This window comes from Streptomyces incarnatus, from assembly GCF_001027185.1.
Lineage (GTDB): Bacteria > Actinomycetota > Actinomycetes > Streptomycetales > Streptomycetaceae > Streptomyces > Streptomyces puniciscabiei.
Window position 1 is genome coordinate 2,806,036 of record NZ_CP011497.1, and the last position, 14,822, is coordinate 2,820,857.

Sequence of the window (14,822 nt, forward strand, 5' to 3'; positions counted from 1 at the left end):
CATGGCGTTGAGGGAGATCAACTCCAAGATGGTCGAGGCGACCGTGCTGCCCGGGCAGCGGCTGTTCAGCCAGCGCGGGGCGATGCTCGCGTACCGGGGGGACGTGACCTTCACCCCGAACATCCAGGGCGGCCAGGGCGGGCTCATGTCCATGATCGGGCGCCGGGTGACGGGCGAGGCGACCCCGCTGATGACGGTGGAGGGCAGCGGCACCGTCTTCTTCGGGCACGGCGGCCACCACGTCCACGTCATCCACCTGACCGGCGACACCCTCTACGTCGAGGCCGACCGCCTGCTCGCCTTCGAGGGCACGCTCCGGCAGGGCACGATGTTCATGGGCTCGCAAGGAGGGGTGATGGGCCTGGTCCGGGGCCAGGTCACCGGGCAGGGGCTGTTCACCACGACCCTCCAGGGCCAGGGCTCCGTCGCGGTGATGGCGCACGGCGGCGTCTTCGAGATCCCGATCACCCCCCAGCGCCCGGTCCACGTCGATCCGCAGGCCTACGTCGCCCACCACGGCGAGGTCCGCAACAAGCTGTCCGCCGCGCTCGGCTGGCGCGAGATGGTGGGCCGCGGCTCCGGCGAGGCCTTCCAGCTGGAGCTGAGCGGCAGCGGCACGGTGTACGTCCAGGCGTCGGAGGAGAAGCTGTGAGCGCGTACGGAACCCCGGGCGCCGGGCCGGTGGTGTACGACCCGATGACGCTGCCCGCCGACGACAACGTGAACCCGTACACGTTCTGCGTCGAGCTCAAGAGCGGGCAGTGGTTCCTGCAGAAGGGGAAGATGATCGCCTACTACGGGGCGATCGACTTCAACGGCATCGGGCACGGCCGGCTCGACCGGCTCGTCCGCACCTCGTTCCATTCGCCACTGCACGCGAGCGACTGGGTCGTGGCGGCCGGCTCGGGCAAGATGCTGCTCGCCGACCGGGCCTTCGACGTCAACTCCTACGACCTGGACGACGGGAACCTGACCATTCGCGCGGGCAACTTGCTCGCTTTTCAGCCAAGTCTCGCGCTCAAACAATCGATCGTGCCGGGCTTTCTGACCCTGATCGGAACCGGAAAGTTCGTGGCCGCATCTAACGGTCCGGTGGTGTTCATGGAACCTCCGATCCGGGTCGACCCGCAGGCGCTCGTCGGGTGGGCCGACTGCCCGTCACCGTGCCATCACTACGACCACGGTTATCTGACGGGCGTACTGGGCGGTCTACGTGCGATGACGGGCCTGGGCGGGGTATCCGGGGAGGAGCACCAGTTCGAGTTCGTGGGCGCCGGGACGGTCCTGCTGCAGTCGACGGAGACGCTCATGGAGGAGGCGGCGACGGGCGTCGTTCCGTCCGAACCGGGGGTGCCCGGAGGTGGCGGAGCGACACCGGATGGACACGGTCGGCAACCGTCGGGCGCACCGCGCCTTCCCGGACAGCTGGGGGACCTCCAGCGCCGCTTCGGGCTGTGAGCGGTAGTCTGCGGAGGGTGACATCGAACGCGTGCGCACTGTCACACCATCCAGAGTAGTTCGGCATTCAACTTCCTTAGGTAGACTTCATTCATGGAGACCGAGACGGCCACGCGCTGGCTGACCGATGCGGAGCAGTGCGCCTGGCGCACCCACCTGGAGGTCAACAGGCTGTTGACGTACCAGCTCGAGAAGGACCTGCAGCCGTTCGGCCTGACTATGAACGACTACGAGATCCTCGTGAACCTTTCCGAGTCGGACGACCTGCGCATGCGGATGAGCGACCTCGCCTCCGCGACGCTGCAGTCCAAGAGCCGGCTGTCGCACCAGATCACGCGGATGGAGAACGCGAACCTGGTGCGCCGTGAGAACTGCGAGTCCGATCGGCGGGGGCTGTACGCCGTGCTGACCGAGCATGGCATGGACACGATGAAGAAGGTGGCGCCACATCATGTCGCCTCCGTGCGGCGGCACTTCATCGATCTGCTGTCGCCGGAGGCCCTGTACGAACTGGACAAGGCACTGAAGCCCATCGCCGAGCATCTGCGGGGGCAGCGGGGGCGTCCCTGAGCCTCCTGAGAAGCTGAGGGTGCGGGAGCTGGGCGGGGTGGTGCGCTTTGCCCGCGCTGGCGGGGTGCCGCCTGCGATGAGCCCCGAAGGGGCGCGGGGAACTGCGCGATCAGCCACGACGGCCCCGCACCCGGCGACGGCGATACGCCCCCGCGGCGGGTAGCACGGCCGCCCCGCCCGCCAGCAGGAAGCACACTCCGAGCGGCATCCGCCCGATCAGCAGCCCCGTCGCCATCGCACCCAGCGAACTCCCCGCGTTCACACCGGTGTTGACCCAGGCGCCCGCCTGGGTGCGCGCACCCTCGGGTGCCGTTTCGTCGGCCACGAGGTACGCCGTGGTGAGCGTGGGGGCGATGAACGCCCCGGCGATCCCCATGACCCCGGCGAGGGCCCACAGGCCGGGCGCCAGCCCCGCCGCCGCGATCACCAGGCCGAGGGCCACCGCCGACCCGCACAGGCGGACCCGGGCCGGCGCCTGCCACCGGACCGCGCCGTTGAGCAGGCCGCCCACCGCGCTGCCCGCCGAGAGCGCGCCCAGGACCCAGGGCACCACGGCGGTGCCGTACGACCGCTGTGTGGCGAAGGCCGTCACCAGCAGGTCCACGCCGCTGAGGGCCAGCCCCGCGCCCGTGGCCACCGCGACCGGCGCGAGCAGGCCGGACAGGGCGCCCCGTCCCGTGCCGGGGGTGGCGCCCCGGGGACCGGGCAGCACCGGGGACGTGACGAAGACTCCGGTGCCGCCCACGACCAGCAGGGCGCTCAGCAGGATCCCGGCGGCCGGCGGGGCCCAGCCGGTGAGCACGCCGATCAGGACGGGGCCGGAGACGTACAGCAGTTCTTCGGCGACGCCGTCCAGGCTGTAGGCACGGCTCAGCAGCTGCGGACCCACGGCCAGTTCGGCCCACACCGCACGCATCGTCGGCCCCAGCGGCGGCGCGCACGCACCCGCGAGGGCCGCCGCCACGGCGATGGGCGCCGGCGGTGCCCCGGGGCGCCAGGTCAGCGCGGCCAGCAGGCACAGCAGGGCGCCGTAGAGCAGCGCCATGGGCGGCAGCGCACGGCGTGCGCCGTGGCGGTCGATCAAGGCCGCCCTGAGCGGCGCCAGGAAGACCGTCGTGGCGCCGAACAGGGAGAGTACGGCCCCGGAGACGGCGTAGGAGCCGGTGGCCCGGGTGACGGACAGCATCACCGCCAGCGAGACCGTGCCGTAGGACAGCCGGGCGGTGAGGGCGGAGGTGAAGGTGCGGCGCGCGTGCGGGAGGCGCAGCACGGCGGCGTACGAGGGCCGCGCAGGGGCATGCGTCGACATGCGGGAGTTCCTCTGGTGGAGGCGGAAGAGGGGACACCGAAGGACGCGAGGGCCGGTCGTCCACGGCCTCGCTGTCCGGTGTGCGCTCTACGCCAAGGTGAGGAACATGCCCGTCAACTTACCAGTGGAGCAGCGGAGTCGGCGACCGGGTTCAGCTCTGTGTCAGGCCCGCCACCAGCTCGTCCGCCGCGCGGTACGGGTCCAGCTCGCCCGCGACGATCCGCTCCGCGAGCGCGCTGAGGCGGCGGTCGCCGTGCAGGTCGCCGATGCGTTCGCGCAGGGCCGTCACCGCGATGGTCTCCACCTCGCGGGCCGCCCGGGCCTTGCGGCGCTCCGCGAGGACACCGCGCTCCTCCATCCACGCGCGGTGCTTCTCCAGGGCCTCCACGACCTCGTCGACGCCCTCGGCGCGGGCCGCGACCGTCTTCACGATCGGCGGGCGCCAGTCGCCGGGGCCACGGGACTCGCCGAGGCCCAGCATGTGGTTCAGTTCGCGGGCGGTGGCGTCGGCGCCGTCCCGGTCCGCCTTGTTGACGACGTAGACGTCGCCGATCTCCAGGATGCCCGCCTTCGCCGCCTGGATGCCGTCGCCCATGCCGGGGGCCAGGAGGACGACCGAGGTGTCGGCCTGGGAGGCGATCTCCACCTCCGACTGGCCCACACCGACCGTCTCGACCAGGATCACGTCGCAGCCGGCCGCGTCGAGGACCCGGATCGCCTGGGGCGCGGCCCAGGCCAGGCCGCCCAGGTGGCCGCGGGTCGCCATCGAGCGGATGTACACGCCTGGGTCCGACGCGTGGTCCGACATCCGCACCCGGTCGCCGAGCAGGGCGCCCCCGGAGAACGGCGAGGACGGGTCGACGGCCAGGACGCCGACCCGCCTGCCCTGCTTGCGGTACGCCGTGACGAGCGCGGAGGTCGAGGTCGACTTGCCGACCCCCGGGGAGCCGGTCAGGCCGACCACGTACGCGTTGCCGGTCAGCGGGGCCAGCGCCGCCATGACCTCCCTGAGCTGCGGGGACGCCCCCTCCACCAGGGAGATCAGCCGGGCCACGGCCCGCGGCCGGCCTTCCCTGGCCTGGGCCACCAGAGAGGAGACGTCCTGCATCAAACAGCTCCGTTCAGTTCACAGACGTACAGACGTACGCAGACGTACAGATACGTACGCAGACGTACGGACGCGTACGCAGACGTACAGGCGCATACGCAGACGTACCGGTGCGCACCACAAGCGGGTGCGCACCACGAGGGTGCTTACGCCTTCGGTACCCGCACGATCAGCGCGTCACCCTGACCGCCGCCACCGCACAGCGCGGCCGCGCCGACCCCGCCGCCGCGCCGCTTGAGCTCCAGCGCCAGGTGCAGCACGAGCCGGGCGCCGGACATGCCGATGGGGTGGCCCAGGGCGATCGCACCACCGTTCACGTTCACCTTTTCGGTGGACACGCCGAGGTCCTTCATCGACTGCACGGCGACCGCGGCGAAGGCCTCGTTGATCTCGATGAGGTCGAGGTCGGAGACCTCCAGGCCCTCCTTCTTCAGGGCGTGCTGGATGGCGTTGGACGGCTGGGACTGCAGGCTGTTGTCCGGTCCGGCCACGTTGCCGTGGGCGCCGATCTCGGCGAGCCAGTGCAGGCCCAGCTCCTCGGCCTTGGCCTTGCTCATCACGACCACGGCCGCCGCACCGTCCGAGATCTGGGAGCTCGACCCGGCCGTGATCGTGCCGTCCTTGCTGAAGGCCGGGCGCAGCTTGCCCAGGGACTCCGCGGTGGTGTCGCCGCGGATGCCCTCGTCCTTGCTGAACAGGACCGGGTCGCCCTTGCGCTGCGGGATCTCCACCGGGGTGATCTCGGCCTCGAACAGGCCGTTCTTCTGCGCGGCCGCGGCCCGCTGGTGGGACAGGGCGGCGATCTCGTCCTGCTCGGCGCGGTTGATGCCGAGGCGGGTGTTGTGCTTCTCCGTGGACTCGCCCATGGCGATGCCCTCGAAGGCGTCGGTCAGGCCGTCGTACGCCATGGCGTCGAGCATCTGGACCGCGCCGTACTTGAAGCCCTCGCGGGACTTCGGCAGCAGGTGCGGGGCGTTGGTCATGGACTCCTGGCCGCCCGCCACGACGATGTCGAACTCGCCGGCGCGGATCAGCTGGTCGGCCAGCGCGATGGCGTCGAGGCCGGACAGACACACCTTGTTGATGGTGAGCGCCGGGACGTTCATCGGGATGCCGGCCTTGACGGCGGCCTGGCGGGCCGGGATCTGCCCGGCGCCGGCCTGGAGCACCTGGCCCATGATGACGTACTGCACCTGGTCGCCGCCGATCCCCGCACGGTCGAGGGCGGCCTTGATCGCGAAGCCGCCGAGGTCGGCTCCGGAGAAGGACTTGAGGGAGCCGAGCAGTCGTCCCATGGGCGTGCGCGCCCCAGCGACGATCACCGAGCTGTTCGTTCCAGAAGGCATGAGCTGCGATCCCCTTACCGGCCTGCCCAGGCCGAGGAGTGAACGAGGGTTTACTTCGAATGTACTGATGGCACTCCGTGCCGTCATCGGGCTGTCAGTGTGATCGCTCGCACGTTGCGTAACCACCGCCGTAGCGCTGCACTGAATCCATGCTGACGCGAATCGACCACATCGGGATCGCCTGCCACGACCTCGACGCCACTGTCGAGTTCTACAAGGCCACCTACGGCTTCGAGGTGTTCCACACCGAGGTCAACGAGGAACAGGGCGTGCGCGAGGCCATGCTCAAGATCAACGAGACCTCGGACGGCGGCGCCTCCTACCTCCAGCTGCTGGAGCCGACCCGCGAGGACTCCGCGGTCGGCAAGTGGCTGGCGAAGAACGGCGAGGGTGTCCACCACATCGCCTTCGGCACCGCCGACGTGGACGGGGACGCCGCGGACATCCGGGACAAGGGCGTCCGCGTGCTGTACGACGAGCCACGACGCGGCTCCATGGGGTCGCGGATCACCTTCCTGCACCCCAAGGATTGCCATGGCGTGCTCACAGAACTGGTCACTTCGGCCCCGGTTGAGTCCCCTGAGCACTGACCCCCGTACATAAGGGCCGGTAGGGTTGGGGGCGGTCGTCCCTGAAAGCGGGGGACGGCCGCGCCGGGGTCCGGGTTTCGGGGGACGAGCGTCGGGGCAGCAGCCCGTGCTCCGCCGTCTGTCTGACACCATTCCCCGGGGGCCCCGTTCGGCGGATGGACGGAGCTCGTTGGAGAAGCTGACCAGGGGACGGATGGGACCGCGCAGTGCGGGGCTACGAGAGCCAGGAGCGAGAGCCGGCGGCTGACGTCGACCACCTCTCTCGGTTCGAGGCCGAGATGAAGCGGCTGAAGACCGAGCGGGAGAAGGCGATCCAGCACGCCGAGGACCTCGGCTACCAGGTCGAGGTGCTGCGCGCCAAGCTGCACGAGGCGCGCCGCACCCTCATGACCCGGCCCGCCTTCGACGGCGGTGACATCGGCTATCAGGCCGAGCAGTTGCTCCGCAATGCCCAGATGCAGGCCGACCAGCTGCGTCAGGACGCCGAGCGGGAGCTGAGCCAGGCCCGCGCGCAGACCCAGCGCATCCTGCAGGAACACGCCGAGCAGGCCGCCCGGCTGCAGGCCGAACTGCACCAGGAGGCGGTGACCCGGCGCCAGCAGCTCGACCAGGAGCTGGCCGAGCGCCGCGCCACCGTCGAGTCGCACGTCAACGAGAACGTGGCCTGGGCGGAGCAGCTGCGGGCCCGCACCGAGCAGCAGGCCCGCCGGCTGCTGGAGGAGTCCCGCGCCGAGGCCGAGCAGGCGCTGGCCGCCGCCCGCGCCGAGGCCGAGCGGCTGACCCGGGAGGCCCGTGAGCGGCTGCAGAGCGACGCCGAGACGGCCCGCACGGAGGCCCAGGAGATCCTGCGCCGCGCCCGGACGGACGCCGAACGCCTGCTGAACGCCGCCTCCCAGCAGGCCCAGGAGGCCACCGACCACGCCGAGCAGCTGCGCACCGACGCGGTCGGCGAGTCCGACAGCGCCCGCCGGCAGGCCGCCGAGCTGAGCCGGGCCGCCGAGGAGCGGATCGCGGCGGCCGAGGAGGCGCTGCGCAAGGCGCAGGCCGAGGCCGAGAAGCTGGTCACGGAGGCGGAGCAGGCCGCCGCCAAGACCCTCTCCAGCGCCGAGGCCGCGGGCGAGGCCCGCACGCGCACCGCGAAGGAGCAGGTCGCCCGGCTGGTGGAGGAGGCCACCAAGGAGGCCGAGACCACCCGGTCCGAGGCCGAGCAGTTGGTCGCGGACGCCCGGGCCGAGGCCGAGAAGATCGTCGCCGAGGCCGCGGAGAAGGCCCGCACGATCACCGCCGAGGAGAGCGCGACCCAGCTGTCCAAGGCGGCCAAGACCGCCGAGGACGTGCTCAACAAGGCGTCCGAGGAGGCCAAGCGGACCACCCGGGCCGCCGCCGAGGAGGCCGAGCGGATCCGCACCGAGGCCGAGGCCGAGGCGGACCGGCTGCGCGCCGAGGCGCACGACATCGCCGAGCAGCTCAAGGGCGCGGCGAAGGACGACACCAAGGAGTACCGCGCCAAGACCGTCGAGCTGCAGGAGGAGGCCCGTCGGCTGCGCGGCGAGGCCGAGCAGCTGCGCGCCGACGCGGTCGCCGAGGGCGAGTCGATCCGTGCCGAGGCCCGCCGCGAGGCGGTCGCCCAGATCGAGGAGGCGGCCAGGTCAGCCGAGGAGCTGCTGGCCAAGGCCAAGGCGGACGCCGACGAGCTGCGGCAGAAGGCGACCACCGACAGCGAGAAGGTCCGCACCGAGGCCATCGAGCGGGCCACCAGCCTGCGCCGGCAGGCCGAGGAGACCCTGAACCGGGCCCGCAAGGAGGCCGAGCGGCTGCGCGCCGAGGCCGACGAGCAGGCCGAGTCGGTCAGGGCGGACGCCGAGCGGGCCGCGCGCGAGCTGCGCGAGGAGACCGAGCGCGCCGTCGAGGCCCGCCGCGCGGAGGCCGCCGAGGAGCTGACGCGGCTGCAGACCGAGACGCAGGACCGGCTGGAGTCGGCCGAGCAGGCGCTCACCGACGCCCGCGAGGAGGCCGCCCGGATCCGCCGCGAGGCCGCCGAGGAGGCCGAGCGGCTGCGCACCGAGGCGGCCGACCGGATCCGCACCCTCCAGCAGCAGGCCGAGGCCGAGGCGGACCGGCTGCGCACCGAGGCCGCGTCCGACGCGTCCGCCTCCCGCGCCGAGGGCGAGGCCGTCGCCGTACGGCTGCGCAGCGAGGCCGCCGCCGAGGCCGAGCGGCTGAAGGCGGAGGCCCAGGACACCGCCGACCGGGTGCGCGCGGAGGCGCAGGCCGCCGCCGAGCGGCTCGGCACCGAGGCGTCCGAGACGCTGGCCGCCGCCCAGGAGGAGGCCGCCCGGCGCCGCCGCGAGGCCGAGGAGACCCTCGGTTCGGCCCGCGAGGAGGCCGACCAGGAGCGGCTGCGGGCCCGCGAGCAGAGCGAGGAGCTGCTGGCCGTAGCGCGGGGGCGCGTGGAGGAGGCCCAGGCCGAGGCGACCCGGCTGGTCGAGGAGGCCGACCGGCGCGCCACCGAGATGGTGTCCGCCGCCGAGCAGCACGCCCAGCAGGTGCGGGACTCCGTCGCCGGGCTGCACGAGCAGGCGCAGGAGGAGATCGCCGGGCTGCGGTCGGCCGCCGAGCACGCGGCGGACCGTACCCGGCGGGAGGCCGAGGAGGAGGCGGACCGGGTCCGCGCCGACGCCTACGCCGAGCGGGAGCGGGCGAGCGAGGACGCGAGCCGGATCCGGCGCGAGGCGAACGAGGCGTCGGAGGCCGCCAAGGCGCTGGCCGAGCGGACGGTCGCGGAGGCGATGGCGGAGTCCGAGCGGCTGCGCGCGGACGCCGGCGACTACGCCCAGCGGGTGCGCACCGAGGCCTCGGACGCCCTCGCCGAGGCCGACCAGGCCGCCTCCCGGACCCGGGCGGACGCCCGCGAGGACGCCAACCGGATCCGCTCCGACGCGGCGACCCAGGCGGACACCCTCATCACCGAGGCCCGCAGCGAGGCCGAGCGGCTGCAGACCGAGACGATCGCCGAGGCGGAGCGGCTGCAGACGGAGACCGCCGCCGAGGCCGAGCGGGTGCGCACGGAGGCCCTCGCCGAGGCGGACCGGGTGCGCGCGGAGGCCCGGGCGGCCGCCGAGCAGCTCCTCGGGGACGCCACCGGCGAGGCCGAGCGGCTGCGCGCGGAGGCCGCCGAGACGGTCGGTTCGGCGCAGGCGCACGCCGAGCGGGTGCGGGCGGAGGCCGAGCAGCTCAAGGCGGACGCGGAGGACACGGCCGAGCGGCTGGTGGGCTCCGCCCGCGAGGAGGCCGAGCGGACCCTGGACGAGGCCCGCAAGGAGGCCAACAAGCGGCGTTCGGAGGCGGCCGAGCAGGTCGACACGCTCATCACCGAGACCACGGCCGAGGTCGACAAGCTGCTCAGCGAGGCGCAGGAGCAGGCGCTGAAGACCACCGCGGACGCCGAGTCGCAGGCCGACACGATGGTCGGCGCGGCCCGCAGCGAGGCCGAGCGGATCGTCTCCGAGGCGACGATCGAGGGCAACTCGCTGGTGGAGAAGGCCCGTACGGACGCCGACGAGCTGCTGGTCGGGGCCCGCCGGGACGCGACCGCGATCCGGGAGCGCGCGGAGGAGCTGCGCGACCGCATCACCGCCGAGATCGAGGAGCTGCACGAGCGGGCCCGCCGCGAGGCCGCCGAGACCATGAAGTCGACCGGCGACCGCTGCGACGCGCTCATCAAGGCCGCCGAGGAGCAGCTGGCCAAGGCGGAGGCGAAGGCCAAGGAGCTGGTGTCGGAGGCCAACTCCGAGGCCGGCAAGGTGCGCATCGCCGCCGTCAAGAAGGCGGAGGGGCTGCTCAAGGAGGCCGAGCAGAAGAAGGCCAGCCTCGTCAAGGAGGCCGAGGAGCTCAAGGCCGAGGCGATCCGCGAGGCCCGGCGCACGGTCGAGGAGGGCAAGCGCGAGCTGGAGATCCTGGTGCGCCGGCGCGAGGACATCAACGCCGAGATCTCCCGGGTCCAGGACGTCCTGGAGGCGCTCGAGTCCTTCGAGGCGCCGCCGGGCAAGGACGGCTCGGTCAAGGCCGGCGCGACGGTGGGCGCCCCCCGATCGGGTGGCAAGTCGTCAGACGGCTAACCTGAGCGGTGCGTTCCGGTAACGTCTGGGGGCTTTGCCCGACTCGTTGGCAAGCCGTCCGGCGGTCAGCCACTCAAAAGAGGTGCCATTCTCCAGATCAAAACCGTATCCGCTCGATGACACACCGCTTCGGCCCCTAGGATTCCCCTTATCACCTCACCGGTCTCATTGACAGGAACCCCATGAGCGACACTTCCCCCTACGGCTTCGAGCTTGTGCGGCGTGGGTACGACCGCGCTCAGGTGGACGAACGTATCTCCAAGCTCGTCTCCGACCGTGACAGCGCACTCGCCCGCATCACCGCCCTGGAGAAGCGCATCGAGGAGCTCCACCTCGAGACGCAGAACGCCCAGGCCCAGGTCACCGACGCCGAGCCGTCGTACGCGGGTCTCGGCGCGCGGGTCGAGAAGATCCTGCGGCTGGCCGAGGAAGAGGCCAAGGAGCTGCGTGAGGAGGCCCGGCGGGCGGCCGAACAGCACCGCGACCTCGCCGAGTCCGCGGCCCAGCAGGTCCGCAACGACGCCGAGTCCTACGCCGCCGAGCGCAAGGCCAAGGCCGAGGACGAGGGCGTCCGGATCGTCGAGAAGGCGAAGGGCGACGCCGCCCAGCTGCGCGCCGAGGCGCAGAAGGACGCGCAGTCCAAGCGCGAGGAGGCGGACGCCCTCTTCGAGGAGACCCGCGCCAAGGCCGCGCAGGCCGCCGCCGACTTCGAGACGAACCTGGCCAAGCGCCGCGAGCAGTCCGAGCGCGACCTGGCCTCGCGTCAGCAGAAGGCCGAGAAGCGCCTCGCCGAGATCGAGCACCGCGCCGAGCAGCTGCGCCTGGAGGCCGAGAAGCTGCGCACCGACGCCGAGCGCCGCGCCCGCCAGACGGTGGAGACCGCCCAGCGCCAGGCCGAGGACATCGTGGCCGACGCCAACGCCAAGGCCGACCGGATCCGTTCGGAATCCGAGCGTGAGCTCGCCGCGCTGACCAACCGCCGCGACTCGATCAACGCCCAGCTGACGAACGTCCGGGAGATGCTGGCGACGCTGACCGGTGCGGCGGTCGCTGCCGCGGGCACGCCGGGGGACGATGAGCCCATCTCTCGTGGGGTGCCGGCGCAGCAGTCCCGGTGACTTCGGTCCGTGGGTAACTGCGGGCCGGCTGTGGCTGGTCGCGCAGTTCCCCGCGCCCCTTCGGGCGCGCTGTGGAGCCCCCTGTCCTCAAGTGGCGGGGGGCTTTCCCCCGTTTTAGCGTGGCCGCATGATCGAGCTGGAGGGACTGACCAAGCGGTTCGGGGAGAAGGTGGCGGTCGACCATCTCACCTTCGCGGTCAGGCCCGGGGTGGTGACCGGGTTCCTCGGGCCCAACGGGGCCGGGAAGTCCACCACCATGCGGATGATCCTCGGGCTCGATCACCCCACCGCCGGTGACGTGCGGATCGACGGCAGGCACTACGAGCAGCTCACGGACCCGCTGACGTACGTCGGCGCGCTGCTGGACGCCAAGGCCGTGCACGGTGGGCGGAGCGCCTACAACCATCTCCTGTGTCTCGCGCAGAGCAACGGGATCCCGAAGCGCCGGGTGGGTGAGGTGCTGGACACCGTCGGGCTCGGCGCGGTGGCGCGGAAGAAGGCCAAGGGGTTCTCGTACGGCATGGGGCAGCGGCTGGGGATCGCGGCGGCGCTGCTCGGGGAGCCGCGGATCCTGATGTTCGACGAGCCGGTCAACGGGCTGGACCCGGAGGGCATCCACTGGATCCGGAACCTGATGAAATCGCTGGCCGCGCAGGGGCGGACGGTGTTCGTGTCCAGTCACCTGATGAGCGAGATGGCGCTCACCGCCGACCATCTCGTGGTCATCGGGCAGGGACGGCTGCTGGCGGACACGTCCATGGCCGACTTCATCCGGGAGAACTCGCGCAGCTGCGTCCGGATCCGCTCTCCGCAGCGCGAGCGGCTGCTCGACGTGCTGCACGAGGACGGGATCACCGTCGTGGAGGCCGGCGGGGGCGCGCTGGAGGTGGCGGGCGGCAAGGCCGAGCGGATCGGTGAGCTGGCGGCGCGGCACGGGATCGTGCTGCACGAGCTGAGCCCGCGGCAGGCCTCGCTGGAGGAGGCGTTCATGCGGCTGACGGCGCAGGCGGTGGAGTACCACGCGCAGGGCGGGCCGGGACCCGCCGCGCAGGCCGGGCCGGGACCCGCCGCGCAGGACTGGGGCGCCGGCTGGAAGGGGGCCTGACGGCCATGGCAGCGGTGCAGGTCCTCCGGTCCGAGTGGACCAAGATCCGGTCGGTGGCATCCACGGTGTGGACGCTGTCGCTGGCCGTGGTGGTCACCATCGCCGTCGGGATGCTCATCTCCGCGCTCTCGCGCAGCGGCTTCGCCTCGATGCCGGTGCAGGACCGGCTGGCGTTCGACCCGACCTACGTCAGCTTCGCGGGCATGAGCCTGGGCCAGCTCGCCATGATCGTGTTCGGCGTGCTGGTCGTCTCCAACGAGTACAGCACCGGCATGATCCGCGTCTCGCTGGCCGCCGTGCCGCGACGCGGCACCTTCCTGTCCGGCAAGATCGCGGTGGCCGGCGCGCTCGCGCTGGTGGTCGGCATGGCCACGAGCTTCGCCGCGTTCTTCCTCGGCCAGGCGGTGCTCGGCCCGTACCGGGCCCGGCTCGGCGATCCGGGCGTCCTGCGCGCGGTGTTCGGCGGCGGGCTCTACATGGCGCTGATCGCGGTCTTCTCCATGGGCGTCGCCGCGATGCTGCGCTCGCCGATGCTGTCGCTCGGCATCCTGATGCCGTTCTTCTTCCTGATCTCGAACATCCTCGGCAACGTCGACGCCACCAAGAAGATCGGCCGGTTCCTGCCCGACCAGGCGGGCAGCCGGATCATGCAGGTGGTCCCGAGGGCCGACGACACGCCGTACGGGCCCTGGGGCGGGCTCGGGATCATGGTGCTGTGGGTGATCGCGGCGCTCGCCGGCGGTTACGCAGTGCTCAGGAACCGGGACGCATAGCTTTACTTTCTCTTGGGCGGAACCGTCAGCGCCCCGATATCCTCCTAACCCTTACGGGGGCGGGTCCCCGCTGTCCTGAACCTTTCGATGGGTGCGGAGCATGATCGAGGCTGTCGGCCTGACCAAGCGCTACGGCGACAAGACCGCCGTGTACAACCTTTCCTTCCAGGTGCGGCCGGGTGCCGTCACCGGCTTCCTCGGGCCGAACGGCTCGGGGAAGTCGACGACGATGCGGATGATCCTCGGGCTGGACAATCCCACGTCCGGGTCGGTGACGATCGGCGGCTATCCGTACCGCAAGCTGCCCAACGCCCCCCGCCAGGTCGGTGCGCTGCTCGACGCCAAGGCCGTGCACGGCGGCCGGAGTGCCCGCAACCATCTGCTGAGCCTCGCCCAGCTGTCGGGCATCCCGGCCCGGCGGGTGGACGAGGTGCTCGGCGTGGTCGGACTGCAGGACGTGGCGCGCAAGCGGTCCAAGGGCTTCTCGCTCGGCATGGGACAGCGCCTCGGCATCGCCGCCGCGCTGCTCGGCGACCCGCAGGTGCTGCTGTTCGACGAACCGGTCAACGGCCTCGACCCGGAGGGCATCCTCTGGGTCCGCAACCTGATGAAGGCCCTGGCCGCCGAGGGCCGTACGGTCTTCGTCTCCTCGCACCTGATGAGCGAGATGGCGCTCACCGCCGACCACCTCATCGTCATCGGGCGCGGCCAGCTGCTCGCCGACATGAGCGTGAAGGACTTCATCTCGGCGAACTCCGCCGACTTCGCCCGGGTGCGCACCCCGGACACCGAGCCGCAGCTGCGCGAGAAGCTCGGCACCGCGCTCGCCGAGGCGGGCGGCCATGTGCTGCCGGAGCCGGACGGCGCGCTGCGCGTGACCGGGCTGCCGCTGCCCCGGATCAGCGACCTCGCACACGAGGCGGGCGTGCGGCTGTGGGAGCTGTCGCCGCACCAGGCCTCGCTGGAGGAGGCGTACATGCGGATGACGCAGGGCGCCGTGGACTACCGCTCGACCATCGACCAGAAGGCGGGCCTGCAGCAGCCGCTGCCGCCGGGCGCCCAGCCGCCCCTGCCGGTGCCCGGCCAGGGCCAGCCCGGCTGGTACGCCCCGCCGCCGCCCCAGCAGGGCGGCCAGCCGTTCGCGATGCCCCAGGCGCCCGGCGGGCCGTACGGCGGCCCGCAGGCGGGCGCTTACGGCGCTCCCGCCGCGCCGGGCGGCGACGCGGCCAACCCGTACGCCCAGCAGGCACAGCAGCACGTCCCCGCCCCGCAGCAGCCGCAGGCGCCGGCCCCGCAGACCCTGCTGCTGGGCGCGCCTCCGGCGCCG

General features: G+C 72.3%; 12 protein-coding genes. 9 read left to right on the forward strand and 3 right to left on the reverse strand.

Annotation, left to right across the window (positions count from 1 at the left end; all coding sequences use genetic code 11):
* The first annotated feature begins 1 nt into the window (after position 1).
* From ABB07_RS12305 to ABB07_RS12315, 3 genes are all read left to right on the forward strand, one after another.
* Positions 2-652: an AIM24 family protein gene (locus tag ABB07_RS12305; RefSeq protein ID WP_208898759.1), complete on the forward strand. Its 651-nt coding sequence runs from the start codon at positions 2-4 to the stop codon at positions 650-652.
* Entirely contained in the window at positions 649-1,458 is an 810-nt protein-coding gene (locus tag ABB07_RS12310; protein ID WP_208898760.1) for an AIM24 family protein, read from the forward strand. The genes ABB07_RS12305 and ABB07_RS12310 overlap by 4 nt, the downstream gene beginning before the upstream one ends.
* Positions 1,459-1,551: 93 nt before the next feature.
* Complete coding sequence (locus tag ABB07_RS12315) at positions 1,552-2,028, forward strand: MarR family winged helix-turn-helix transcriptional regulator (RefSeq protein WP_055704828.1); 477 nt, start codon at positions 1,552-1,554, stop codon at positions 2,026-2,028.
* A 109-nt stretch (positions 2,029-2,137) separates the two neighbouring features.
* On the opposite strand, the gene ABB07_RS12320 is transcribed toward ABB07_RS12315, so the two are convergent.
* The 3 genes from ABB07_RS12320 to ABB07_RS12330 all read right to left on the reverse strand — a co-directional run bounded on the left by ABB07_RS12320 (position 2,138) and on the right by ABB07_RS12330 (position 5,791).
* The gene (locus ABB07_RS12320) at positions 2,138-3,337 is read right to left on the reverse strand and encodes an MFS transporter (protein WP_208898761.1); all 1,200 of its coding nucleotides are present in this window, start codon (positions 3,335-3,337) and stop codon (positions 2,138-2,140) included.
* Positions 3,338-3,488: 151 nt separating this feature from the next.
* Positions 3,489-4,445 (reverse strand): methylmalonyl Co-A mutase-associated GTPase MeaB, encoded by a 957-nt coding sequence (gene meaB, locus ABB07_RS12325; RefSeq protein ID WP_208898762.1) that lies wholly within the window; start codon positions 4,443-4,445, stop codon positions 3,489-3,491.
* A gap of 146 nt (positions 4,446-4,591) precedes the next feature.
* Positions 4,592-5,791, reverse strand: coding sequence for an acetyl-CoA C-acetyltransferase (locus ABB07_RS12330; RefSeq protein WP_208898763.1), 1,200 nt, complete (start codon positions 5,789-5,791; stop codon positions 4,592-4,594).
* A 149-nt stretch (positions 5,792-5,940) separates the two neighbouring features.
* Between ABB07_RS12330 and mce the strand changes: the two genes are divergently transcribed.
* The 6 genes from mce to ABB07_RS12360 all read left to right on the forward strand — a co-directional run.
* Positions 5,941-6,381 (forward strand): methylmalonyl-CoA epimerase, encoded by a 441-nt coding sequence (gene mce, locus ABB07_RS12335; protein ID WP_208898764.1) that lies wholly within the window; start codon positions 5,941-5,943, stop codon positions 6,379-6,381.
* Between the two features lie 206 nt (positions 6,382-6,587).
* A complete protein-coding gene (gene scy / locus ABB07_RS12340) occupies positions 6,588-10,499 on the forward strand; it encodes a polarized growth protein Scy (protein WP_208898765.1) in 3,912 nt (1,303 codons plus the stop codon).
* Between the two features lie 182 nt (positions 10,500-10,681).
* The gene (locus ABB07_RS12345) at positions 10,682-11,617 is read left to right on the forward strand and encodes a coiled-coil domain-containing protein (protein WP_055704834.1); all 936 of its coding nucleotides are present in this window, start codon (positions 10,682-10,684) and stop codon (positions 11,615-11,617) included.
* A gap of 127 nt (positions 11,618-11,744) precedes the next feature.
* On the forward strand, positions 11,745-12,722 hold the full coding sequence (locus ABB07_RS12350; protein ID WP_208898766.1) for an ATP-binding cassette domain-containing protein: 978 nt from the start codon (positions 11,745-11,747) through the stop codon (positions 12,720-12,722).
* A gap of 5 nt (positions 12,723-12,727) precedes the next feature.
* The gene (locus tag ABB07_RS12355; protein WP_208898767.1) at positions 12,728-13,495 is read left to right on the forward strand and encodes an ABC-2 transporter permease; all 768 of its coding nucleotides are present in this window, start codon (positions 12,728-12,730) and stop codon (positions 13,493-13,495) included.
* 100 nt (positions 13,496-13,595) lie between these two features.
* Positions 13,596-14,822: ABC transporter ATP-binding protein (locus tag ABB07_RS12360; protein ID WP_208898768.1), on the forward strand; the 1,227-nt coding region annotated here is incomplete at its 3' end.